The organism is Streptomyces sp. NPDC020362, from assembly GCF_040642095.1.
Classification (GTDB): Bacteria; Actinomycetota; Actinomycetes; order Streptomycetales; family Streptomycetaceae; genus Streptomyces.
The window spans coordinates 23,950-46,825 of record NZ_JBFAET010000033.1; the positions used below are offsets into that span (position 1 = coordinate 23,950).

Here is a 22,876-nt window from a genome sequence, read left to right on the forward strand (position 1 = left end):
TCCACTGCGCAAAGTAAGTTGGTTCGGATTGAGACGATCTCGGACTCGGGGGTTTTGGGGGAGGGGGCGCAAAGGCACGGATGGCGACATCGCCCATTACAGGGCGGTGCCGCCATCCGGACATGGCCTGAAACTTACTTGTGGTCCCAGGACCCGATGCGCATGACCTCCTTCTTCAATACGTCACCAAAGGTCGGGACCCCTTGCGTGGTGAAGACCGAGACGACCGAGTGCACATGCTTGTTTTCGGTCACCTCCTCGAGCAGGGAATGCGCCAGATCAATACGCGACGTATAAAGTCCCGGTGACTCCGGCGGGCCGAAGTGGTAGGGGCTCAAGGTGTCGGTGTTGAAGAGCGCCGAGGGGCGGACGATCGTCCAGTCGAGATCCGTCGCGCGGACGATCTGCTCCATGCGCACCATGTCGTCGTACAGGGTCCGGCCGAGGGTGGTGAGGAACGGGTAGATGACCCTGCGGTACATGAATCGCTCGAGGGGCGGTTTTTCTCCGGCCGCCCGATTGGTGTGCACGGCGAGCAGACGTGAGGTCACGGTGACCAGTCGCTTGACGCCGTGCACGGCCATCGCGTCCGTGATGTGCGTGATACCCCGCGAAAGCACGGTCACCGGTTGGCGTCCGTACGGCACACCCAGAATCGATACGACCGCGTCCTGTCCGGCGACCGCTCGCTCGACCGCTGCTCTGTCGTTCACGTCCGCACCGCATATCTGAAGATGCGGGCCGGACAACGGAAATGCCTCGGGCCGCCGCACGACCGCGGTCACTGTGTGGCCCGCGGCGACCGCCTGTTCGGTGAGATGCCGTCCCGTCGAACTGTTCGCTCCGAATACAGCGAGCTTCAATGGATTTCCCCGTCTCGAGAGTTTCCACCGTGTCTGTTGCGACTGCTTTCCCGTTACGGCTTGGTGGCCGTGTAGAGAGCGAACGGCGGGTTCGCCACGAAATCGGCCCAGTATCCCTTCTCGGACAGGCCGGCCGCATGCCCGGGGGCGCGGTTCGGCAGACGCCGGACATCGACGAGACCCGCCTTCTCCATCGCCGCTTCCGTGGTGCCCGCCGGCCAGAAGAAGCCGTCGAATCCGACGTGCGGCTCGACATCCATCTCGATGTGGATGACCTGGAGTTCGCCGTGCTTCTCCTTCGGCGTGATGGAGAGGCCGTAGCGCGGATAGACGGACATCTTCTCGAGGTCGATGTCGGGGTTCGAGCACAGGGCGACCATGGTGCCGCCCGGCACCAGGTTGGCGGCGCATCGCGACACCATCTCGTGGTACTCCGCGGCGTCCTTGGCGTGCACGAACGCCCAGACGGGCGCGACGACGTCGAACCCCCCGAGCACCGGCAGCTCGGCCGCGTCGCCCACCTCGTAGGTGATGCCCAGCGGCTGCTCGGTCTCGATCTGGCGAGCCACGTCGACCATGCTCCGCTCGATGTCGACGCCGACGACCGTCTCCGCCCCGAGGCGCTTGAAGATGCGCGAGTAGAAGCCCGTTCCGCAGGCCACGTCCAGGACCCGCTTCCCGGTGAGATCGGGCATCCCGGACAGCAGGGTCTCCCGTTCGGCAAACGCGTAGGGCAGGTTCTTGACGCTGTCGTACTGCGTGCTCGAAGCCTGGTACTGCTCACTGATCCTGTCGTGATGGACGCTCTTCTGCATGATCCACTGCCTTTCTGCGGAGCAGGGCTAGGGCCTGGTCGGTGATCGGATCGGTAGCCGGACCGGGCTCAGCTGAAAATCTTCTGCACCTTGCGCGACACCCACTCGCTGACCGTCACGGTGTCGAATCGCTCCACCGCGGGGGAGTCCGTGAACGGCCGCATCGGTTCGATGGAGGCGTCGTGGTTGGGGAGGTAGAAGTAGGGGATGGTGAGCCGGGAGGAGGTGTCACCGGCTTGCGGGTTGACGACGCGGTGCATGGTGGAGACCCAGCGTCCACCGGTCCACAGGGCCATCAGGTCGCCGATGTTGACGACGAAGCTGCCGGGGATGGCGCTGACGTCGCGCCAGGTGTCCTCGCCCTGGAGGACCTGGAGGCCGCTGCGGTCGTCCTCCTGGTAGAGGACGGTGAGGCTGCCGAAGTCGGTGTGGGGACCTCGTCGCAACTGGCCGGGCAGAGGAGGGCTGAGCTGCGGGGGGTAGTAGTTGACGGCGATGGACGAGCCGTGGTGGTCGAACTTGTCGTCGAAGAACTTCTCGTCGAGGTCGAGGTCGAGGGCGAGCGCGAACAGGCGCATGAGGTCTGCGGCCAGGTTGCCCATGGCCGTCATGTACTCCTGCCAGACCGTCCTGAACTCCGGAGGGTTCTGCGGCCAGATGTTCTTGTGCGTCCAGCTCGCCCACTCGTTCCCGAGCTTGTGGCGTTCCTCGTCGCCCAGCTCGCCCGTCACATGGGCGGCGAACGTCTCGCACAGGTCCGGGGGAGTCTTCCGGTCGAGGCTGCGGGCGAGGGTGCCGCCGGCCCTGCGGTACCCGGACACTCCGGGGCGGGACGCGACGAGGTCCTTTTCCGGCTCCGGCAGTTTGAAGAACCCGTTGGTCACCGTGAACATGCGGTCCGCCAGGTCCTTCGGAATTCCGTGACCGACGACGATGAAGAACCCGGACCTGCGCAGTGCGGTTCCGATCGCCTCGGCAATTTCGGTGCGCCTGCCCGGGTCTTCCCGGGAGGAAAGGTCGATGACCGGCACGAAGTCATCGATCACGGTGACGGTCGACTGATCACTACTCACGGCTTTCCCTCTCTCCCTGATGTTTTCAGGGATCTGCTGGGCGGTGAGAATCCACTGGAGGCCGTTCGTCCAGGGCGTGGAGGGCGGTGAGGAGCAGGGCCGGTCTGGCGAAGCGTCCGAAACTCGTCCTTCAGCGGCGTCTCGCCTCGACCCTAGGTGCGGCCGGAGAAGAGTTGCCATGCTCCGTGATGGAATCTGTCAGCTCATCACTATTCGAGCGCATATCTCCCGGCCCTGCTCGTGGTTGATTCCGCCCGGCGCCGCACGAGGAACGGCCGATTCGCCGGCCGGGCGTCCACAGGGAGAAGGCGTGCCTGCAAAGGAGCGGCCGGATCGGCGTACGGCCTCTTCTTGCTAGGCGGTGGGTCCGGCGAACATCTTCTGGATCTTGCGCGACATCCATTCCCCGGCGATCACACCGGTGCCGAAACGCCCACCGCCGCCACGGGATTCACCGCTCGGCCGCATCGGTTCGATGGAGGCGTCGTGGTTGGGGAGGTAGAAGTAGGGGATGGTGAGCCGGGAGGAGGTGTCGCCGGGCTGGGGGTTGACGACGCGGTGCATGGTGGAGACCCATCGTCCGCCGGTCCACAGGGCCATCAGGTCGCCGATGTTGACGACGAAGCTGCCGGGGATGGCGCTGACGTCGCGCCAGGTGTCCTCGCCCTGGAGGACCTGGAGGCCGCTGCGGTCGTCCTCCTGGTAGAGGATGGTGAGGCTGCCGAAGTCGGTGTGGGGACCTCGCCGCCACTGGCCGGGCAGTGGCGGGCTGAGTTGCGGCGGGTAGTAGTTGACGGCGATGGACGAGCCGTGGTGGTCGAACTTGTCGTCGAAGAACCTTTCGCCGAGGTCGAGGGCGAGCGCGAACAGGCGCATGAGGTCGGCGGCCAGGTTGCCCATGACCGTCATGTACTCCTGCCAGACCGTCCTGAACTCCGGAGGGTTCTGCGGCCAGATGTTGGCCAGCGTCCACGTCGCCCACTCGTTGCCGAGTTTTCGGCGCTCCTCGGTGCTCAGCTCGCCGGTGGCGTGGATCGCGAAGGCCTCGCACAGGTCCGGGGGCGTCTCCTGGTCGAGGCTGAGGGCGGTCGCTCCGCCCGTCCGCCGGAAACCGGAGAACCCCGGGCAGTGCGCGACCAGCTCCTTCTCCTCCTCCGGCATTCTGAAGAACTCGTAGGTCACGGTGAACATGCGGGCGATGAGTTCCTGGGGAACTCCGTGACCGACGGCGACGAAGAACCCGGAGCCCGTGCACGCCTGGTCGATGGCCCCGGCGATCGCCGCACGACCCTGAGTGGTGCTTCTCGACGACAGGTCGATGACGGGTACGAATCCATCGGCGACAGTGACGGTCGCCCGGTTGCCGTGCATGACTGATCCTCCCTCTTCCGGTGGACGCCCGGCCTCAGCCGGAGACTTCGACTACCGCTTCTGGACGGGAGGTCCGGTGACCGCCTCGGGAGAACAGGCCGACGATCAGCGCACCGCACACGAGAAGACCGAAGGCCACCCAGAGCGCCACGGTGTAGCCGTGCACGGTTGCGGTGTTGACGGCTGCCGGGCGGTTCCCGTGGTCCTTCAGGTACGACGTGGTGACGCTGGTGGCGATGGAGTTGAGCAGCGCGGTGCCGAACGCGGCACCCACCTGCTGCACCGTGTTGTAGGCCGCCGACGCGACACCCGCCTCGGCCGGGTCGAGTTCGATCGTCGCCGTGTTCGTCGCCGTCGCCAGCAGGCAGCCGAGACCGATACCGGTCAGGATCATGGCCGGGGTCAGATACACCGGGAACACGTGGGAGCTGTCCACCTTCAGCTGCGTGAGGATCAGCATGCCGGCGGCGGAGGACAGCAGGCTGCCCGCGATCAGGACGTTGGGCGTGACCCGGCGGCTCAGCCGGCCGGCGATGAGCATCGCGCCGATGGTGGTGCTCACGGCGTTCACCAGCAGCGTCATGCCCGCCTTGACCGGCGAGTAGCCGAGGATCGTCTGCGTGTAGTAGCTCACGAAGAGGTAGAAGCCGAACATCGCGGCGAACATCAGGGACACGGACACGAACGCGGTGCCGCGGACCCGGTGGATCAGGATGCGCAGCGGCAGCAGCGGATTGCGCGTCCTGCTCTCGACCAGGACGAACAGGCTCAGCAGGAGCACGCCGCCGACGAGCAGGGCGAGCACGGTCGAATCGCCCCAGCCGTGCGGTTCCGCCTGGGTGAAGCCGTAGACCAGTGAGACGAGGCCCGCGGCGCTGAGCAGCACTCCGGGAAGGTCCACGCTGCGCAGGTTGCCGCCCGGGCGGTCGCGCAGGATGAGCGGGACGCCGATCAGGGCGATCGCGGACATGGGGATGTTGACGTAGAGGCACCAGCGCCAGTTGGCGTACTCGGTGAGCAGTCCGCCCGCCACGACGCCGAGCGCCGCTCCGCCCGCGCCGACACCGGCGAAGACACCGAAGGCCTTTCCGCGTTCGCGCCCGTCGGTGAAGGTCAGGATGAGCAGGGAGAGTGCCGCCGGCGCCAGGAGCGCGGCGAAGACGCCCTGTCCGGCGCGTGCGGCGAAGAGGGTGCCGGCATTGCCCGCCGCACCGCCGAGCCCCGAGGTCAGGCCGAAGCCGACGAGGCCGATGGCGAAGGACCGCCGGTGGCCGATCGCACTGCACACGCGCCCGCCCAGAAGCAGGAGTCCGCCGAAGGCGAGGGCGTAGGCCGTGATCACCCAGTGACGGTCGGCGTCTGTCATGCCCAGGCTCTTCTGGGCCGAGGGGAGAGCGATGTTCACGATGGTCGCGTCCAGCACGACCATCAGCTGAGCGAGGCTCACGACTGGAAGGGTCCACCAGCGCGTCTTGGACCGAGCCGGTGAGGGGGCTTCTTGCTGGATGTATGTCACGTGTACTCGCACTATGGTCGGGTGACTCGAACGTTGGTCTAGTGGGGCGTGACTCTACTACAACTCTGTGCAGCGGTGTCATTACGCAGGCGCTCGCACAGTCCCTGAGTTGGCTTCAAGTAGCCCATGAACAAACGGAGTTGAGGTGCGATAGAAGATGCGGACAGCAGACCCGCGGCGGTCGCGCACGGAGCGCGGGCCCGGGCGTGCAAGACTCGACCGGCAACACTCAGTGGCGCGATGTGCACCCTCGGGGGTGAGCCGCATGAATCCGGAGGTGAACGTCATAGCGGGCAAGGAACGCTCGAGGGCGCAGGGCGGCGCGGGAGTCGGCAACGTCTGGCTCCGCTCCTCGCGGGGCAACAAGGGAGAGCCGCCGCTGACGCGGGAACGCATCGTCCTGGCCGCCGTCGCCCTGCTGGACGAGCAGGGGATGGACCGGCTCACGATGCGCCACCTGGCCGAACGGCTTCAGGTGGGTGCCACGACCCTGTACTGGCACGTGGCGACCAAGGGTGACGTCATCGACCTGGCGGTCGACGCGATCTTCGGGGAGACCCGACTCCCGGACCAGCGCGCCGAGAATCCGCGCGACGACATCGTGGTCCTGGTCAACACCTGGCGGCAGGCGATGCTGCGGCACCCCTGGGCGGCCACCCTGCCCGCGCGGCAACGGCCGCTGATGGGCCCCAACTTCCTGGCCTGGATGGAGTTCCTGCAGTCCGCGCTGCTGCGCGCGGGACTGACCGGCAAACGGCTCAACGCCGCCACGTGGGCGCTGTACAACCACGTGATGGGCGCCACGGCGACCCAGTCCAGCCTTCAGCTCTCCGCCGAGGAGGCCCGGCTGGGGCAGGAGTACCTGGAGAGCCAGCGCGGCCGGTATCCGACCGTCGCGGCGAACAACTACATCTCCGACGTCGACTGGGACACCAGCTTCACCGTCGGACTGGAACTGCTGCTCGACGGAATCGACGCGCAGACCAGGAGCTGAGGCCCGGCTGCGGCCCCGTCCCCGAGCGGTTCTCCGCCCGGGGCGGGGCCGCAGCCCGTGGGCGGAAGAGCCGCCGTCTCCGCCTCGTCGGCGTCGCACTGTCTCCGGCTCATCGGCGTCGAGGGGCCGCTCCCTTTGCGGTGCGGTCATGCAGGGTGTCTTCGTCACGTTCGGGTGAATGTGCATGCTCGTGCGTTCGGGATTTAACCCACATTGGTGAATATGCCAAGGGGATGTGCGTCCGAGAGGTGGCATGGAAAAGCGTTTCCCTGCAGGAAGTGGACTGCGCCGGGACGTTTCACCGAATTGATCACCTCTTATCCACAGGCATTGCCGGGTGATCGCCGGCAGCGCAGAATCCTTCGGCAAGCTACTGCGGCTCCGCCGTAGGGAGGTATGCCCATGCCAGGTTCCGGTTCCGAACCGCCACCGGTGAACGCGGACGGGACGACCCTGCTCGACGTCGGTGACGCGCCGCGCGCGCCGGCCCCGCCCCTACCGGCCGACCGTGACCCGGTCGCCACGTACTACTGCAAGACGCTGCAGCAGGTCAGCGCCGTCGGCCACGACATCGTGATCGTCGGAGGCGGCGCCGTCGGCGCGGCCGTCCTCGACCGGCTGATGAGGCACACGGAGGGCACGGCCCTGCGCGTGCTCGTGCTCGAAAAGGGAAGCTTTCTCCTTCCTGAACACGTACAGAATCTTCATCCCCGATATCAGCGGCTGATGAAGGACGCCGTTGCCCGGCCATGGCGCCGCGCCGCCGGCACGACATTCGATCTCGCGCCGCAGATCCCGTACCTGGGCGGCCGCGCCCAATTCTGGAGCACCTGGATTCCCCGGCCGACCGAGGCGCAAATGCCCGACTGGCCGAAAACCGTGAGGGACTCGCTGGAGCTCTACTGGGATTCCGCCGACCAGTTCCTGGGTGCCGTCCATCCCCGTCATATGGGCGAACAGTTCACGGTGTTCCAGCCGTGGCTGCGGGAACAGCTCATGGCGAAGCTCGGCGGCATCGGGCATTTCCCGGCCGGGATCCAGGCCCCGGATCTGGAGGTGCCGCTCGCCTCGCGGGCGACCACCTCCTCGCTCGGCTACCGCAAGTTCAGCCCCGTTCCGGTGCTGATCGAGCTCGCAGAGTCCTTCCCCCGGCAGGTGGACATCGTCACCGGGTGCGAGGTGCTGGAGATCCGGCACGGCACACCGGCCGCCGGCGCGGCGGGGCCCGAGTGCCGGGCCACCGAGATCTCCACCAGCCAGGGGGTGCTCAGGCTGGGACCACGCACCGACCTGGTGCTGGCCAACGGCATCGTCGAGCCCACCGGGCTGTTGCTGGACTCCTTCGCCGACGTCCTGCCGCCGTTCGCCGGCACCAACCTCGGCGGACACGTGGCCTCCTGGTTCTCGGCCCGGGTACCGCGTGCGGCCTGGCCGGGTCTGGAGGACAAGGGGCTGCAGGTCGCGTGCATGTACCTGCGCGGCCGGGTCGAGGGAGACGGCGGACCGCACGAGGCGCGTGACTTCCACATCCATCTGATGGGCGCCTCCAACCCCGCGCCCGACACGGCCGTCCCGGACCTCTACCGCCTGATCCCCGACTCCTTCGACCAGGAGTTCCTGCAACAGCTCAGCGGCCGCGACCACATCGGCTTCCTCGTCCACTGCCTGGGCGAATGGCGCAGCAGCCCCAAGGACGCCCACGGCAGCCGGGTCTGCACCGAGCGGGGCGACACCGTGCTCGAACTCAGGCCCGGCGAGAGGGACCTCGGGCTGCGCGCGACCATGGACCAGCAGGCCCAGCAGGTCGTCCGGGAGATCCTCGCCGGCGGCCTGAGCGCCTCGCGGATCGAGTACTGGCACCCTGCCGAGGACGGGCGGCCCGGTGCGTGGAAGCCGCAGATTCCCCCCGGCCGGCTCAAGGACGCCCTGGTCCACGAGTCCGGCACCCTGTGGCTGGGAGACAGCCCCGACGAGTCGGTGACCACCACCGACTGCCGCCTGCACCAGGTCGCCAACGTGTACGTGGGCGGCGCGGCGACCTTCCCCACCTCCGGTTCCTGGAACCCGACCCTGGCCGCGGTCGCCATGGCCCAGCGGCTGGCCGACCACCTGCTCGACCGCTGGACGAAGGGGTGAGCATGACCACCGACGACACCATCCCCGCCGACCCCGAACTGCGCCGCTTCGTCGAACTGTCGATGCCCCTCACCGGCTTCGCCACCTACGACCTGTACGGCACCGGCATGGCGCGGCTGTACCTCGACACCGCACGCCGTCAGCTCGGCGCGGGCCCTCTGGCGGCGTTCCTCGACGCCTGGCAGCAGGCCCTGGGGACCCCCGAGGGACCGATGCGGCTCTCACCGCTCAACCGGGAGATCGCCCGCGCGCTGGCCTACCTCTGGTACACCGGCGGCTGGCCGCGGCTCGCCCCCGCCGCCCACGCGGCCCTGCGCCGCGAGCTGCCCAACACCGAGTCCGTCGCCTCGCCCGGCAGCTATCCCGAAGGACTCGTCTGGCGGACCTTTGCCGGGCACCCGTCCGGAGCCAAGCCGCCCGGCTTCGGCACCTGGGCGCTCAAGCCGCCGGACCTGCCGACCGAGCAGGAGATCCGGGAGGAACTGCAGGCCGCCGCCGAGGACCCGTCGGCACAGACCGCGTGCGCCCCGGCCGCGTACCTGCCGCAGGTGGCGACCGGCAGCGTCCCCGCCCATCTGCTGCCCGGGCCGCGCGCCTCCCGCGGCGTCGCCCCGTCCGCCGTTCCGGCCGCCGCCCCGCCGCCGGATGCGGAACCCGAGGAAGCGAGTGAGTGAAGCGATGACCGTGACCACAACCGGTTCCGCCGTCGACGGCCGTCGCTACGACGTGATCGTCGTCGGCAGCGGCTGGGCCGGCAGCCTGCTCGCCCGGCACCTCGGGTCGCAGGGCTGGCGGGTCCTCGTCCTGGAGGCCGGCAACGGCGGCACCGACACCTGGGCCGGCTACCAGGACTCCGTCGACACCTTCTCCGGCGCCGTGATCAAGGTGCCCAACGCCGCCTACCGGCCCAACGCGGCAGCCCCCTTCCCGGACGTCCTCGACCTGCACCCCAGCACCGACCCGCCCGGCTACACCGCCACCGGACACTTCGTGCAGACCGGCCCGCTGCCGTACGGCACCGACTACGTCCGCGCGCTCGGCGGCGCCGCGATGCACTGGCTGGGCGCGACACCGCGGATGCACCCGGAGGACTACGCCACCCGCGACCACTACCGCTACGGGCGCAACTGGCCGCTCAGCGCGGCCGAGTTGGAGCGCCACGTCCGCGAGGCCGAGCTGCTCATCGGCTGCGCCGGCGACGCGAACGCCCAGTGGCACCTCGGGGTCGTACCCGACGACGACTACGCGTACCCGATGGAGGAGATCCCCTGGAGCCACCAGGACTGGATGTTCCAGGACAGGCTCGACGGCGGGACCGTACGGGACGTCGTGGCCGACGTCGACTACACGCTGAAGGTGTACGGGCTGCCGCAGGGCCGCAACAGCACCCCCAACCCGCTCTACGCGAACGGCCACGGATACCGCCCGCGCGGAGCCGTCGGACTGCCCAACTTCGGCGAGCGGTGCGTGGGCAACTCCAGCTGCACCCCGATCTGCCCGGTGCAGGCCAAGTCCTCACCGCTCAGGCTCCAGCAGGACTTCGCCGACTCGGTCCATCTCGCCACGCGCTGCGTGGTCAGCCGGGTCCTGCCGGGCCGCGGTGACACCGTGCGCGGGGTGGAGTTCCGCGAGTACGGCGATCCCGCAACCCCCGTGAGCACCCCGTACACCGCCGAGGCGGACATCGTCGTCCTGGCGGCGCACGCCATCGAGAACGCGGTGCTGCTGCTCGCCTCCCACATGGCCAACAGCAGCGGCTACGTCGGCTGCCACCTCATGGACCATCCCACCATGCTGGCCTGGGCCAGGATGCCCGAGGGCGAGCCCGTCGGACCGTTCCGCGGCCCCGGACACACCTCCGGCCTGGAGTGCTTCCGGTTCGGCACCGGACGCGGCCGACGCGCCCCGTTCCGCATCGAGATCGGCAACTGGGGCTGGGGCTGGGCGACCGGCGCCCCCCTCAGCAACGTCGGCGCCATGCTGGGCCTCGGCGGCGACGCCGACGGCGAGATCAGGGAGGCGGGCGTCTTCGGCCCGGAGCTGCGCCACCGGCTGGGCGACGAGATCAACCGCCAGGTCCAGCTGCAGATCGCCGTCGAGCAGCACGCCGACCCCGCCAACCGGGTCACCATCGATCCGCAGAGACACCGCGACGGCGTGGGCAACCCCAAACCCGTCCTCCACTACGACCTGGACAAACGGGTCCGGGACGGGGTGTTCGCCGCCCGCAAGGTCTCCCAGCTGATCTTCGCCGCGCTCGGCGCGGAGGACTTCACCCAGCTCGGCCCGCACGACGGCGTCGCCCCCCTGGGCCACTTCAGGCACCAGGCCGAACCGGGCGGCGAGGAGCTGGACCTGGCGTACCACGGAGCCGGGCACGGCGCGGGCACGCACATCATGGGATCCCGCCCGGGCTCGTCCGTGGTCGACTCCTACCAGCGCACCCACGACCACCCCAACCTCTACGCCGTGGGCTGCGGCAGCATGCCCTCCATCGGCACCAGCAATCCCACGCTCACCATGGCCGCACTCGCCCTGCGCAGCGCCGAGAGGATCCACCGCGACCTGGCCGAGCTGCACCAGCCGGTCACCCTGGCGACGGAGGGCACCCGATGATCACCGCCTACGCGCTCTCCGAGAACGGCCCCCAGCCGCCTGCGAGCGTCGCCGACCTGCGGATGTTCCTCCAGGCGGCACTGGAGGTCGAACACCTGACGATCCCCGTCTACATGAGCGGGATGTACACCATCAAGCCGGGCACCAACCGCCAGGCCCACGACACCATCCGCAGTGTCCTCCTGGAGGAGATGCTGCATCTGACACTCGCCGCGAACCTGCTCAACGCGGTCGGCGGCACCCCGGACGTCGCCCACCCACGGTTCGTCGCGGGATACCCCGCACAACTGCCGTTCAGCGACCCGAGCCTGCCGAAGATCCCGCTCCAGCACTTCTCGCCCCGGGCGCTGGAGACCTTCATGCTCATCGAGCGCCCCCGCTCGTTCGTGCCCACCCGGCCCGGGCAGACCGGCTGGACCTCCATCGGACAGTTCTACGACCTCATCCGCCAGGCCCTGATCCGGCTGGAGAGGCAACAGCAGCGCGACCACGAGGAGGGCAGGGCAGCCGGCCGCACCATCTTTACCGGCCCCCCGGAACGCCAGGTGGGCCCCGAGGACTTCTACAACTCGGGCGGAGAGGTGTTCCCGGTCACCGACCTCAAGAGCGCGCTCCTGGCCGTCGAGGTGATCAGCGACCAGGGCGAGGGAGCCGACGGCACCATCTGGGACAGCGACGACACCGTCTTCGGCGAGGAGCGCCAGGTCGCCCACTACTTCCGCTTCAAGGAGATCCGGGTGGGCCGCCGGTACGGCAGGTACGACCTGCCGCGCACCGAGCCCAGCGGCCCGCTCATCGACGTCACCTGGGACGACGCGTACGCCATCCACGGGTCGGCGAAGGTGCGGGACTACCCGGCCGGCTCCCAGGTCCGACGGCACGCCCAGTCCTTCAACCAGCGCTACGCCTACCTGCTCACCCTGCTGGAGCTGGCCTTCACCGGCTCCCCGCTCGCCATGCGGTACGCGGTCCCGGTGATGCTCGAACTGCGCGACCTCTCCGAGCGGCTCTACCGCAACCCCTACCCCGACCCGGACCTGGCGGCGCGGGGCCTGCACGCAGCCCCCACCTTCGAACTCGTGGGGGAGTACTTCGAGGCGGCGCACACCGAGGCCGCCGCAACCATCCGGGCGCACCGCACCTCCACCACCGAGGAGTCCACGCGATGAGCGACCAGCCGGCCGGGCACGATCTCCCGCCCCTCCCCGAGGGCTTCACCCTGCCCTTCTTCTACGGCGCCTTCACCAACATCGGCTTCGACTACCTGCTGCACGACGCCGGCTCCCGGCAGGCGGTGGAGGCCCTGCTCCACGAGGACCCGGCGGGCAGGCATCTGTCGCCCGCCGTGTTCGAGGACAGCGTGTGCCTGTCGTTCAACTACCAGCTGTACTTCTCCCAGTTCGGCAGCGGAACGGCCGTCACCCAGGAGATCGAACTCAACGTGGTAGCCCACGCCACGGCCGAGGCCGCCCGGGTGCCGAGGCTCACGTACCCGCAGTACGCGCACGGCGAGGACCAGACCCGCACGCTCGGGTTCTGCCGCATCCACGTGGCGTGCGACAACGACATCGCCATCACGGCGGGCGTACAGCTGTTCAACGAGCCCAAGCACAAGGCCGGCTTCCAGTACACCCTTCCGGTGCCCAACGCCACCACCGCCGACCCCAAGGCCGTCGACCGGTGGAAGGTGGTGTGCGGGAGGTACGGCACGGCTGCGGCCGACGGTTCCTACTCCCCGGCCGACACCTACTTCTCCTTCGAGGCCGACCTCGGCGGTCTGTCCGCCCAGCCGGTCAGCGCGGCACCGTTCACCGAGTACGGCAGCAGGCGGGTGGACAAGGAGGGCACGAGCCCGCACCACCGCCCGCTCGCGGCACCGCTCAACGTCCTTGCGCCGTACGCCTGGTACGACCTGAGCGAGGGCTCCGACCCGGTCGGGCTGACCCTGGGCCGGGCCGATCCCCAGCAGGGCCGGAGCAAGCCCTTCCTCGACCTGATCGAGGGCAGGAACCCGGTCGGTGCGTGGGTCTACCAGTCGCCCCCGGTGGCGGCCCAGAACCGGCCCTACTGGGTCGCAACGACCTGATTCCCAGGCCCTGTCGGCACACCGGCACGACCACGGAACGGCGCCCGGCGTGACCGTGGGCCCCGCCCCGCGGCCGCCGGGGCGCGGCCGGGACCCGCTCCCGTCCTCGTCCACGGCCTGCCCCGCCCGGAGCCCGGCCGGGCACCCCGCCCGTGTCGTCAACATCGCGACCGGATGCACGACTTGGCCCCGACCTGGCTTGGACATGCCGTGTCCGGGGCACGCACCTCCTACAAGGAGCCGCCATCGGGCGGTGCCGGCAGGAGGAGGACGTCATGGACCGTCGCATCCGGGTACGTGTCAGTCGTCGGCCCGCCGCTCCGCGCGGGCAGGAGATCGACCGCAGGACGCCCTCGGGGCGCATCCTGCCGTACTGATCACCGGCCGTGGGTGTGGCGGGCCACCGCCGCGCGCAGTGCCGCACGCAGGTTCCCGGGCGGTACCGGGCCGTCCGGTGCCGTGCTCGCGGTGACCGCCGCCGCCACGTCGCGCAGCTTGGTGTTGGACCGCTGGGAGGTCTCCCGCAGGATGTCCCACGCCTGTTCGGCACTGCAGCCGTGAGCGGCCATCAGGATGCCGCGCGCTTGGTCGATCACCGGTCGGGAGACGATCGCGCGGCGCAGCTGCTCGATCTCCACGCGCAGCCCGTGCAGCTGCTCCGCCCGCTCCCGGGCCACCGGGGAGGCGATGCGGCCGGGCGGCCCGCCGGGCGGCGCGGTGCGCAGCGGATCGACGGCGTCCAGGCCCACCAGCTCCAGGATCCGGCGAGGCTGGCCCCGCCAGCCCGTGGCCGCGACCGGCACCCCGCGCCGACGGCCGTACGCGCCCAGCACGTGCAGGAACTCCAGGCCCGCCGTGTCCATGAACGACACCCCCGTCACGTCCAGCTCGACCCGGCCGACGTCCGCCGGCAGGGCCGCCAGGGCCGCGGCCAGCGTGTCCGTGCAGCCGAGGACCAGCTCACCGTGCGCGTCGAGGAGAGCGCGGCCCTCCTCGGTCCGGCCGCCGACGACCAGCGCGCCCAGCCGTCCGCCGTGCGGTGCTCGTGCCGCTGAGGTCATGTCGCCCCCTGTCCGGGTCCTCCTGACTCGCCCTTCGCCTGCCCTGAGCACCCGGGCCTACACCCGGCGCCGGACGGTCAAGGCGCATACTGGGCACCCGTGTTCCTGCGAAGCCGGGAGACGACGTGAGTGTCCCGAGACCGGCCCGGCCCCCGACGGCCGGACCGGCAGAGCCCTTCGTCCACCCAGCCCTGTTCTACGAGGACACCGGGCAGTACCTGGCAGGGACGGTGCCCTTCGTCCGCGGCGCGCTGGCCGCCGGCCAACCGGTAGCCGTCGCGGTCCCCGGCGAGAACCTGCGGCTGATCCGGGACGCGCTGGGCACGGACGCCGACGCCGTACGGTTCCTGGACATGCGCGAGGCCGGACGCAACCCCGGCCGGATCATCCCCGGTGTGCTGCACGCATTCGCCGACGCCCAGCCGCCCGGCCTGCGGGTCCACATCGTCGGCGAGCCCGTCTGGGCGGACCGCACCGCCGCCGAGTACCCCGCCTGCGCCCAGCACGAGGCGCTGATCAACACCGCGTTCCAGGGCCGCCGGGCCACCGTCCTGTGCCCCTACGACACCGCCCGCCTCGGCGCACGGGCACTCGCCGACGCCCACGCCACCCACCCGGCCGTCATCCCGCCCGGCGCCACCGGGCACCGCCCCAGCGAGACCTACGCCCCCGAGGACGTCGTCGCCCGCTGCAACGAGCCGCTGCCGCCCACCCCCGGCACCGGACCCGGTGTGCTCGCCCTCACCTTCGACGACGGCTCCCTCTCCGCCGCCCGGCACCTCGCAACCGAGCACGGCGCCCGGCTCGGCCTCCTCGGCCTGCGCCTGGAGGACCTGACCCTGATCACCGCCGAGCTGACCACCAACAGCGTGCTGCACGGCGGCGGGACGGGCGCGCTCACCGTGTGGGCCGAGGACGGGTACGTGCTGTGCCAGGTACGCGACCGGGGCCGCCTGACCGACCCGCTGGCCGGCCGCCGCCCCGCCGCCCGTGACCAGCGCGGCGGCCGCGGCCTGCTGCTGGTCAATCTCGTGGCCGACCTGGTGCGCACACACACCGGACCAGGCGGCACGACCATCCGGACCTACCTCGCACGGTGAAGCCCCGCGCCCCCGCAACGGCACCCACCACGACACGGTCCCACCGGCACCGTCCCCTCGGCACCGTCCGACCGACACTCACCGGCACCGTCCGACCGGCATCCACCGGCACCGTCCCGCCGACACTGCCCGACCGGCGTCCACCGGCACCGTGTCCGACCCGAACCCGCCGGCGCCGTCCTTCGGCACCGTCCGCCGACGCCGGGCAGCCTCAGGCGGACAGCCGTTCGAGGAGCAGCGGTTCGACCAGGCCCTCCAGCATGGCGCCCAGCCCCTGCACGGCGCACACGTCGGGCCGCTCCGCGATGCACACCGGCACGCCGGTCGCCGCGCGCAGCATCTCGTCCAGGCCCGGCAGCAGGGCGGAGCCGCCGACCATCACGATCCCGCGATCGGCGAGATCGGCCACCAGATCGGGCGGGCACTCCCTGAGCACCTTTCCGATGCCGTCCAGGACCGACGTCAGCGGCGTCTGGATGGCGTCGCGCATGGCCGCCGTGTCGACCCGCACACTGCGGGCGAGCCCGGTGGCCACGTCCAGCCCCTGGATCACCGTCATGGACGGCCCGTGCGGGGCGAGCCCGTTCACGGACAGGGCGAGTTGCAGCGGCCGTACCGACTGGCTGGGCAGCATCAGCGCGTGCTTCTGCCGCAGATGCTGCACGATCGCGTGTTCGACGGCTTCTCCGCCGACCGGGATCCGCACTGCGGTGACGATGTACCCGAGGGAGATCACGGCCACCTGCGTGGCCGCCGCCCCGCACACCATGATCATGGTTGCCTCGGGCTGGTCCATGGGCAGCCCGCACCCCACCGCCGCCGCCATGATCGTGTCCACCAGCTCCACGCGCCGCGCGCCCAGCCCGACCAGTGTCTCTACCGTCGCCCGCTGGGCCACCGGGTCGGCGTCGTGCGGGGTGCAGGCCGCCGCGCGCAGCCGGGGCTTGCGGCGCAGCGAGCGGCGGACCTTGTCGCCGAGCAGGTGCCGCAGCATGCGCTGGGCCATCTCGATGTCGACGATCGTGCCGCCGCTGATGGGCCGTACGACCCTGATGTAGTCCGGTGTCTTCCCCGTCATCTGCTGCGCGAACTCGCCCACCGCTATGAGCGCCCCGGTACGGGTGTTCACGGCCGCGACCGAGGGCTGGTCGACGACGAGACCGGCCCCCTTCACGTACACCCGGGTGCGGGCCGCGCCCACGTCGACGGCGAAGTGGCATCGGCGCAGCTGCTCCAGACTGACGGTCACGGCAAATCATCCTCCCGAGAGGGCGGGGCCAGGGGCCGGATGGCGGCTTCCTCAGCATCCTCCGGGGGATTCGAGCGGCGTGCCTGCGGGAGGGGGCCGGGTGGGGTGCGGCTGAATGGGGGGTTTCACAGGGAGCGGGCGGCCCTGAGGAGAGGGCGCAGGCCGGGGGAGGTGTGCTCGGCGACGCGGCCGACGTCGACGTACACGAAGGTCATCCCGGCGGCACGGGCCGCGTCCCCTTCTGCCTGGGTGGAGCCGATCGCGAGACAGCAGTCCGGGGCGAGGCCGAGCTGCCGGGCGGCCGCGAGGAAGCGGTCCGGGGCGGGCATCAGCGGGCTGCGCAGCCCGTTGCGCCCGTGCACACCGCCGGGCAGGCAGGTCAGCAGTCCTCGCCCTGCCAGGTAGGCGGTGGCCGCTCGGGCCGAACAGTCGGTGACCACGGCCAGCCGCTTCCCCTCGGCGACAAGGGTGCGTACCAGCAGGTCGGAGTATTCGATGGGCTTCGCCTCATGGGCGGCGGCCTCCTCCAGCGTCTCCAGCTCCGCCTCCAGCGGCTCGGCCGGCACGGGGTGTGTGGACGCGCGCAGCAGGTCGAGCGGGTCGGGGTACCGGCCGGCGGCGTCGGGCAGGCGCGTGTGCACGAGGTCCACGGTGTCCGTGCGCAGATGTGTCAGCGTGCCGTCGAAGCCGAGGAGGACGGCGTCCGCACGGCGCAGGGCGTCGACCAGTTCCTCGTCGGGCCGCCAGGGCGGCGAGGTCGCGCGGTACGCGTGGACGGGTGAGAGGGAGACCGCCCAGCGTACGGTGTGCCCGCCGAGCCGCAGCCCGCTCAGCCCCTCGTTCAGCGCGGTCTGTGCCTGGGCCGGATCACTGGCGGGGTAGGTGTGCGAGACGTCGTACAGGCAGTCGCCGAGGTGCCGGACGATGAGGCCGGCCGCGTGTCCCTCCCCGACCCGGACGGCGTCGATCGGCTCGGAGATCCGCCAGACAGCCGCACCCGCTGCCTCGAACACCTGGATTCCGTCGACCGACGGTCCGGCTTCGTCCAGCACCAGCCGTCGCTCGGTGAGGCCGACCTCGTAGTAGAACGTCGCTCCCGGCGGCCGGGTGAGGGTGGGCCCGGTACCGAAGGCGGTGTACACGACGGCCCTGGTGCCGCCCACGGGCTCCGGGAGGGGAACCCGCTCCGGAAGGCGGAAGGGGCCCTGGACCGGGTGGACCCATTCGGGAGCAGGGGGGCGGGCGAACAGGCGCCAGCCCTTGCCCGGGCCGTGGAAGGCCATGTCGTCCAACGCCTGGATCCTGTGGCCTCCGGCGAGCAGTGCTTCCCGGAGCGCATCGGAGACGGAGAGGATGCCCTGGGCGCCGTTCCCGTCCAGGAGGTGGCCGACGTGTTCCTCCCTGGTGAGTCCGGGACCGAGGAAGGTCACCTGCCACCGCAGCCCACCCGTCTCGGCGACCCGGTCCGTGAACTCCTGAAGGGTGACGGCGAGCAACGGCAGCTCCGGCACGGTGGGCGGGAGCCGCACGCACCAGCCGTTGTCCCACGCCTCCAGCTCGTATCCGGCCGGATCCAGCCCGCTTGCCACCAGCAACCGGACGACCGCCCGGCCCAGCGCCGCCCGGTCGTCCGCGTCCCCGGTCCCGTCGGCGCACTCGAACAGGGCCACGGCGTAGAACGGGATGACCGGTCCGGCGGGGATGTCCTCCGCGGGGAACAGGCTCTCCGGCACCTCGTCCTGCGGCAGCGGCCTCTCCTCGGCCGGGTCGTCGGGGCCGTAGAGGAGGGACGGGCCCTCGGTGGGGTAGGGACCCTCCAGCAGTTCGTCCGGGGCGGCCAGGGCACCGTAGTCGGGCCCCGGATCGTATTCCGTGGACTGTGCTCCCGGGTCCCCGAAGTCGTTGTACTCGCCCCGCAGTTCATGGCCGAGAGCCAGCAGGGCGGGATCCGCGCCGCCCGACCACTCGTACTCCTCGTACACCTCCAGCGCCTCTTCGATACGGCCGAGCTGCCGCAGCGCGATCAGCAGCAGCCGGCGGTAGTCCTCGTGGGAGGGGTGCGCGCGCACGAGTTCGTCGAGTTCCGTGGCCGCGCGTTCGTACTCGCCCAGGTCCAGGTCGAGTTCGGCGCGGGTGCGGTACAGGTCGAGGCGGAGCTGGAGAAGGCGGGCGCGGGCGGTGCGGGCCGCCGGGCCGGGGACGCCCGGGAGGGGGCCGCCGCTGTGCCAGAGGCCCAGTGCCGTCGTGATGTGTTCGTGCGCCCGGTGGGGGTGGTCCCGGCCGGCCAGGGCGGTGGCCGTCCTCTCCAGGTCGTTGCAGTGGGCCAGGTCCAGACGGTCGGCGCTGGTGTGCAGGGCGTAGCCGTCGGGGAGCGCCGCCAGTACGCCTGGGCCCAGGGCGTACCGCAGCATGCCGGCGATCCGGACCAGAACGCCATGGCCGTCCTCGGGCTCCTCACCCGGACCCCACAGACCCGCTCTGAGTTCCTCGTGGGTCACCGCGCGGCCGTGCCTGAGCAACAGCATGGCGAGAACGGCCTGTTCGAGCCCGGCCAACTCCGTGGTGCGGCCGGGCACTTCCACACGGAGCGGGCCCAGGACGTAGTAGGAACGCCTGGTGTACGCCTCTCGGGCCTGCAGCAGCAGTTCCTCGTCCGTGAGCAGGCCCGCGCCCTGCGCCTGGGTGTGGAGCGAGGGCGCCATCAGCAGGTTGAACGCGTGGGCGTACACGCTCTGCGAGGCAAGCGGTACACGTCCGAGATCCTGCGGCCGGACGGGCAGCGTCAGCCGGGAGGTCCCCGCGGTCAGGCGCAGCATCACCTCGCACAGCGCGCGCAGATCATCGGCACGCCCGTCCGGCTGCGAGGTACGGCCCGGCTCGACGACGGCGAGCTTGGCGGTGCCGTCGGGCAGGAGCAGGATCCGGGACATGCCGAGCCCGCCGTGTGTGACGCCGGCCGCGTGGAGGGCCGTGACGGCGTGGGCGAGCCCGCTTCCCACGGAGGCCACCAACGGCGGCGGCAGGAGGTAGCCGCTGCGTACCGCCAGGTACTTCAGGGCGATGCCGTCCAGATGCTCCATGGCGAGGTACGGGACGTCGCCCTCGAACCCGAAGGCGCGGACGGCCACGACGTTCGGGTGCGACAGTTCCTGCAGCCGTTCCGCGTCCCGCAGGAAAGCCACCCGGCACGTCGGGTCGGTGGCCGGTTCCAGCAGCCGCAAGGCCACTCGTTCCCCATCCTCCACGCTCTCGCCGAGCCACACGTTCGCGCCCGGGGCCAGCCGTCGCACCAGCCGGTATGCGCCGTAGAGCCCGGCCGGCCGGGGGGTCTGGCCGGTCAGCCGGCGTGCCGTCTCCGGCCGGACGGTCGCGATCGCCTCTCCGTCGGCTCCCGCCTCTCCCGCACCGCCGGGCGCGGGCGTCACCGCCGGGAAGTCGCCGGGTGCCGCCCCGGCCCGCTCCTCGATCAACCCGCCCACCCGGGCGAGCAGTTCCGTCGTACGGCCCCTCGAGGAGCGGGGCAGGCTGCGCAGCAGCAGGTCCCGCACGCCCGGCCGGAAGGCGTAGGAGCCCGGTGGGCCGGAGACCGACGTCAGCAGGCCGCTCAGGATCACCTCGGCCAGATGCTGCGGGCGCGGGTCGGCCTCCACCGCACGCTGGACCAGGCGCATCACCGGCAGGTCGGGGCGGCCCAGGGCGAGGTGACCGGCCAGGCGGAACGCCGCCGGGGAGGAGGCCGCGCGAAAGCGCAGCACCAGTTCCTCGGGGGACAGCAGCGAGACATCCGTCCGGGTCCGCGGGTCCGGGGGCCGGCCCAGCAGCGCCGCCGAGCCGGGGTACGCGGCCCCGCCGGCCGAGGTCAGCAGGCCCGCCCAGTTCGCCAGCCACCTCGGATCCGGCTCCAGCACGGGCAGCGGCACGCCGTCGGTGAAATCGCCGTCCGTGCCGTCGGCTGCCGCGTCGTACGGCGCGAAGGCCAGGGCGGCCGTCGGCGCGGCCGGATGCGGTGCCGACAGGAGACCCGGGGAGGCGGGCAGTGCCGTGTCGCGCCACAGGTGTTCGGGAAGCGGCTGGACGACGGCGACGGGCATCTGCCGGGTCCAGCGGCGCAGGGTGCCGCTCCAGCGCCGCCCCGCCTCGCCCGGCCGCCACTGCGGGCCCATGCAGTCGCTGATCACGAGGGTGACCGTGCGGCCGTCGGCGGGAGTGTGCGCGCCGTGGCCGTGGACCGTGCCGTCGGGGGCGGCGCGCAGGCGGGTCACCGTGCGGAAGATCCCCGACTGGGCCAGCGCCGTGTGCAGTTCGCGGACCAGGGGGCGCCAGACGGGCATCGTGGGGCCGGTGTCGTCCACCAGGTTCAGCCGCAGCCAGCGTTCCCGGGCGGGCCGCAGCACCGGCAGCCACCACTCGGGGGCGGCGCCGAGGCGGGCGATGCGGTCGGCCGTCGCAGGCTCGTCCAGGCGGTGTCCGCTGGGGGCGTCGGTACGGCGTTTGAGGGGGCGCAGGGCGCGTTGCAGCCCCAGCGGGTGGCGGAGCATCGGCGGTGCCGGTGCCAGGAGGGCGGCGTGCGTGCCGGGGGCGGGGGAGGGGAGGTGGAGCGGGGTGCGGGGCGGTTCCCGGGTCCCGGCCCGGGCGGGGTCCGGCGGCGTCGGTGCGGTGGGGGGTTCTGCCGGGGGTGTCGTCGGTCGCTGCCGCGAGACGTCCGCAGCCTGCGGCCCGTCCGGTGCTTTCGGCGCATCCGGCGAGGGCGGGGCGGGCTCCGGGGGCGAGGCCTGCCGCTCCTCCTGCCTCGGCTCCAGTTGCCCTGCCAGCCACAGCAGTTCCGCCAGTTCCAGCGGGGTGGGGCGGGTGCCGCCCGCCGCCCCGGCCAGTACGTCGGCCAGGCGGGCGAGCGGGTCCGGGGAGCCGGGACGGTCAGAAGGCATCGGGACGCCGGGCCTCGCCGAGGTACGGCATGAGCTGTTCCGCCAGGTCGTCCAGGGAGTCCGCGGGCAGGTCGGAGGAGCGGGCCAGGTAGATGGCGTTGAGCAGCTGGTCGGTGGCCAGGTCGCCGCCGCCCACCCGGGACAGGAAGCGGTGGATCAGGGCCTGCGCGTGGTCGTCGGGTTCGCCGTCGAAGTGGGCGCGGACGATGTCGGCGAGCAGGGAGTCGTCGGGCTGGCGCAGCCGCAGGGTGACACAGCGGCGCAGGAAGGCGGGCGGGAACTCGCGCTCGCCGTTGCTGGTGAGGACGACGAAGGGGAAGGCACGGCAGCGGACCCGACCGCGTTCGACGGGGACGCGGGTGTGGGTGCCGTCGATCATGACCGTGGCCCGTGGGTTCTCGTCGCCGGACGACCGGACCAGCTCCGGGATCTCGTACTGGCCCTCCTCCAGGACGTTCAGCAGGTCGTTGGGCAGGTCGAGGTCGCTCTTGTCGATCTCGTCGACGAGCAGGGCGCGGGGGCGGGCGTAGGGGAGGAGGGCGGTGCCGAGGGGGCCGAGGCGCAGATGGTCCTCGATGCCGGAGGCCGGGGTGCCGGTGCCGGGGGCATGGGCCGCCGCCTGGCGGGCCGCGTACAGGCGGGAGAGGGGGTCGTACTGGTAGAGGCCGTCGTGCAGGGTGCTGCGGCTGGTGATGTTCCAGCGCAGGACCGGACCGAGCTTCAGTTCGCGGGCCACCGCGTAGGCCAGGGAGGACTTGCCGGTGCCGGGCGGGCCGGTGACGAGGAGCGGGCGGCGCAGATAGAGGGCCGCGTTGACCAGCTGGACGGTCTGCGGAGTGGCCCGGTACGTCGCGGCGCGGTGTGTGCGGTCCGGGGAGGTGGCCGCGGTGTCGGCGCCGTCGGCGGGGGTGTCCAGTGCGGGGCCGCCGTCGAAGGCCCGCCAGGGCGGTGGGGCGGGCAGCTCGGTGATGCCGTCGTGCGGCTCCTTCGTGCCGGTGTACACGGGCCACAGGGGCATGGGTTCCATCTCCGTTGGGGCTGCTCGGGCGACGGGGTCGGGCGGCGGGGTCG

At 71.2% G+C, this 22,876-nt stretch carries 16 protein-coding genes; 7 read left to right on the plus strand and 9 right to left on the minus strand.

Annotated features, from left to right (window positions below):
- Window positions 1-134 precede the first annotated feature (134 nt).
- The 5 genes from AB0H32_RS15590 to AB0H32_RS15610 form a co-directional block, all read right to left on the minus strand.
- Window positions 135-863, minus strand: coding sequence for an NAD(P)H-binding protein (locus AB0H32_RS15590; RefSeq protein ID WP_361119708.1), 729 nt, complete (start codon window positions 861-863; stop codon window positions 135-137).
- Between the two features lie 53 nt (window positions 864-916).
- Entirely contained in the window at window positions 917-1,678 is a 762-nt protein-coding gene (locus AB0H32_RS15595) for a class I SAM-dependent methyltransferase (RefSeq protein WP_361119710.1), read from the minus strand.
- 68 nt (window positions 1,679-1,746) lie between these two features.
- A complete protein-coding gene (locus tag AB0H32_RS15600; RefSeq protein ID WP_361119712.1) occupies window positions 1,747-2,751 on the minus strand; it encodes a 2-oxoglutarate and iron-dependent oxygenase domain-containing protein in 1,005 nt (334 codons plus the stop codon).
- 354 nt (window positions 2,752-3,105) lie between these two features.
- A complete protein-coding gene (locus AB0H32_RS15605) occupies window positions 3,106-4,122 on the minus strand; it encodes a 2-oxoglutarate and iron-dependent oxygenase domain-containing protein (protein WP_361119714.1) in 1,017 nt (338 codons plus the stop codon).
- Window positions 4,123-4,156: 34 nt separating this feature from the next.
- Complete coding sequence (locus AB0H32_RS15610) at window positions 4,157-5,650, minus strand: MFS transporter (RefSeq protein ID WP_361119715.1); 1,494 nt, start codon at window positions 5,648-5,650, stop codon at window positions 4,157-4,159.
- Between the two features lie 253 nt (window positions 5,651-5,903).
- Here AB0H32_RS15610 and AB0H32_RS15615 point away from each other — a divergent pair, with 253 nt between their 5' ends.
- The 6 genes from AB0H32_RS15615 (at window position 5,904) to AB0H32_RS15640 (ending at window position 13,470) form a co-directional block, all read left to right on the plus strand.
- Window positions 5,904-6,632, plus strand: coding sequence for a TetR/AcrR family transcriptional regulator (locus AB0H32_RS15615; RefSeq protein ID WP_361119717.1), 729 nt, complete (start codon window positions 5,904-5,906; stop codon window positions 6,630-6,632).
- Between the two features lie 402 nt (window positions 6,633-7,034).
- Window positions 7,035-8,768 carry a GMC oxidoreductase gene (locus tag AB0H32_RS15620; protein ID WP_361119719.1) on the plus strand — a complete coding sequence of 578 codons (1,734 nt, stop codon included), beginning with the start codon at window positions 7,035-7,037 and terminating at the stop codon, window positions 8,766-8,768.
- Window positions 8,769-8,770: 2 nt separating this feature from the next.
- A complete protein-coding gene (locus AB0H32_RS15625; RefSeq protein ID WP_361119721.1) occupies window positions 8,771-9,442 on the plus strand; it encodes a hypothetical protein in 672 nt (223 codons plus the stop codon).
- A 4-nt stretch (window positions 9,443-9,446) separates the two neighbouring features.
- Entirely contained in the window at window positions 9,447-11,384 is a 1,938-nt protein-coding gene (locus AB0H32_RS15630) for a GMC family oxidoreductase (protein ID WP_361119723.1), read from the plus strand.
- Entirely contained in the window at window positions 11,381-12,553 is a 1,173-nt protein-coding gene (locus AB0H32_RS15635; protein WP_361119725.1) for a ferritin-like protein, read from the plus strand. Before AB0H32_RS15630 ends, AB0H32_RS15635 begins: the two co-directional genes overlap by 4 nt.
- The gene (locus AB0H32_RS15640; RefSeq protein ID WP_361119727.1) at window positions 12,550-13,470 is read left to right on the plus strand and encodes a hypothetical protein; all 921 of its coding nucleotides are present in this window, start codon (window positions 12,550-12,552) and stop codon (window positions 13,468-13,470) included. The genes AB0H32_RS15635 and AB0H32_RS15640 overlap by 4 nt, the downstream gene beginning before the upstream one ends.
- Window positions 13,471-13,847: 377 nt before the next feature.
- On the opposite strand, the gene AB0H32_RS15645 is transcribed toward AB0H32_RS15640, so the two are convergent.
- On the minus strand, window positions 13,848-14,531 hold the full coding sequence (locus AB0H32_RS15645; protein ID WP_361119729.1) for an ANTAR domain-containing protein: 684 nt from the start codon (window positions 14,529-14,531) through the stop codon (window positions 13,848-13,850).
- 125 nt (window positions 14,532-14,656) lie between these two features.
- On the opposite strand from AB0H32_RS15645, the gene AB0H32_RS15650 reads away from it, so the two are divergent.
- The gene (locus tag AB0H32_RS15650; protein ID WP_361119731.1) at window positions 14,657-15,631 is read left to right on the plus strand and encodes an anti-sigma factor RsbA family regulatory protein; all 975 of its coding nucleotides are present in this window, start codon (window positions 14,657-14,659) and stop codon (window positions 15,629-15,631) included.
- Window positions 15,632-15,842: 211 nt separating this feature from the next.
- On the opposite strand, the gene AB0H32_RS15655 is transcribed toward AB0H32_RS15650, so the two are convergent.
- The 3 genes from AB0H32_RS15655 to AB0H32_RS15665 form a co-directional block, all read right to left on the minus strand.
- Window positions 15,843-16,880 (minus strand): rod shape-determining protein, encoded by a 1,038-nt coding sequence (locus tag AB0H32_RS15655; protein ID WP_361119733.1) that lies wholly within the window; start codon window positions 16,878-16,880, stop codon window positions 15,843-15,845.
- A 125-nt stretch (window positions 16,881-17,005) separates the two neighbouring features.
- Window positions 17,006-21,805: an SAV_2336 N-terminal domain-related protein gene (locus AB0H32_RS15660; RefSeq protein WP_361119735.1), complete on the minus strand. Its 4,800-nt coding sequence runs from the start codon at window positions 21,803-21,805 to the stop codon at window positions 17,006-17,008.
- The gene (locus tag AB0H32_RS15665) at window positions 21,795-22,823 is read right to left on the minus strand and encodes a MoxR family ATPase (RefSeq protein WP_361119737.1); all 1,029 of its coding nucleotides are present in this window, start codon (window positions 22,821-22,823) and stop codon (window positions 21,795-21,797) included. The genes AB0H32_RS15660 and AB0H32_RS15665 overlap by 11 nt, the downstream gene beginning before the upstream one ends.
- Between the last annotated feature and the right edge of the window lie 53 nt (window positions 22,824-22,876).

Excerpts from the sequence above, each read along its gene's own strand:
- AB0H32_RS15595 (WP_361119710.1), bottom strand. The coding sequence starts at position 1,678 with ATGCAGAAGAGCGTCCATCACGACAGGATCAGTGAGCAGTACCAGGCT.
- AB0H32_RS15605 (WP_361119714.1), bottom strand. The coding sequence starts at position 4,122 with ATGCACGGCAACCGGGCGACCGTCACTGTCGCCGATGGATTCGTACCC.
- AB0H32_RS15615 (WP_361119717.1), top strand. The coding sequence starts at position 5,904 with ATGAATCCGGAGGTGAACGTCATAGCGGGCAAGGAACGCTCGAGGGCG.
- AB0H32_RS15620 (WP_361119719.1), top strand. The coding sequence starts at position 7,035 with ATGCCAGGTTCCGGTTCCGAACCGCCACCGGTGAACGCGGACGGGACG.
- AB0H32_RS15625 (WP_361119721.1), top strand. The coding sequence starts at position 8,771 with ATGACCACCGACGACACCATCCCCGCCGACCCCGAACTGCGCCGCTTC.
- AB0H32_RS15630 (WP_361119723.1), top strand. The coding sequence starts at position 9,447 with ATGACCGTGACCACAACCGGTTCCGCCGTCGACGGCCGTCGCTACGAC.
- AB0H32_RS15635 (WP_361119725.1), top strand. The coding sequence starts at position 11,381 with ATGATCACCGCCTACGCGCTCTCCGAGAACGGCCCCCAGCCGCCTGCG.
- AB0H32_RS15640 (WP_361119727.1), top strand. The coding sequence starts at position 12,550 with ATGAGCGACCAGCCGGCCGGGCACGATCTCCCGCCCCTCCCCGAGGGC.
- AB0H32_RS15645 (WP_361119729.1), bottom strand. The coding sequence starts at position 14,531 with ATGACCTCAGCGGCACGAGCACCGCACGGCGGACGGCTGGGCGCGCTG.
- AB0H32_RS15660 (WP_361119735.1), bottom strand. The coding sequence starts at position 21,805 with ATGCCTTCTGACCGTCCCGGCTCCCCGGACCCGCTCGCCCGCCTGGCC.
- AB0H32_RS15665 (WP_361119737.1), bottom strand. The coding sequence starts at position 22,823 with ATGCCCCTGTGGCCCGTGTACACCGGCACGAAGGAGCCGCACGACGGC.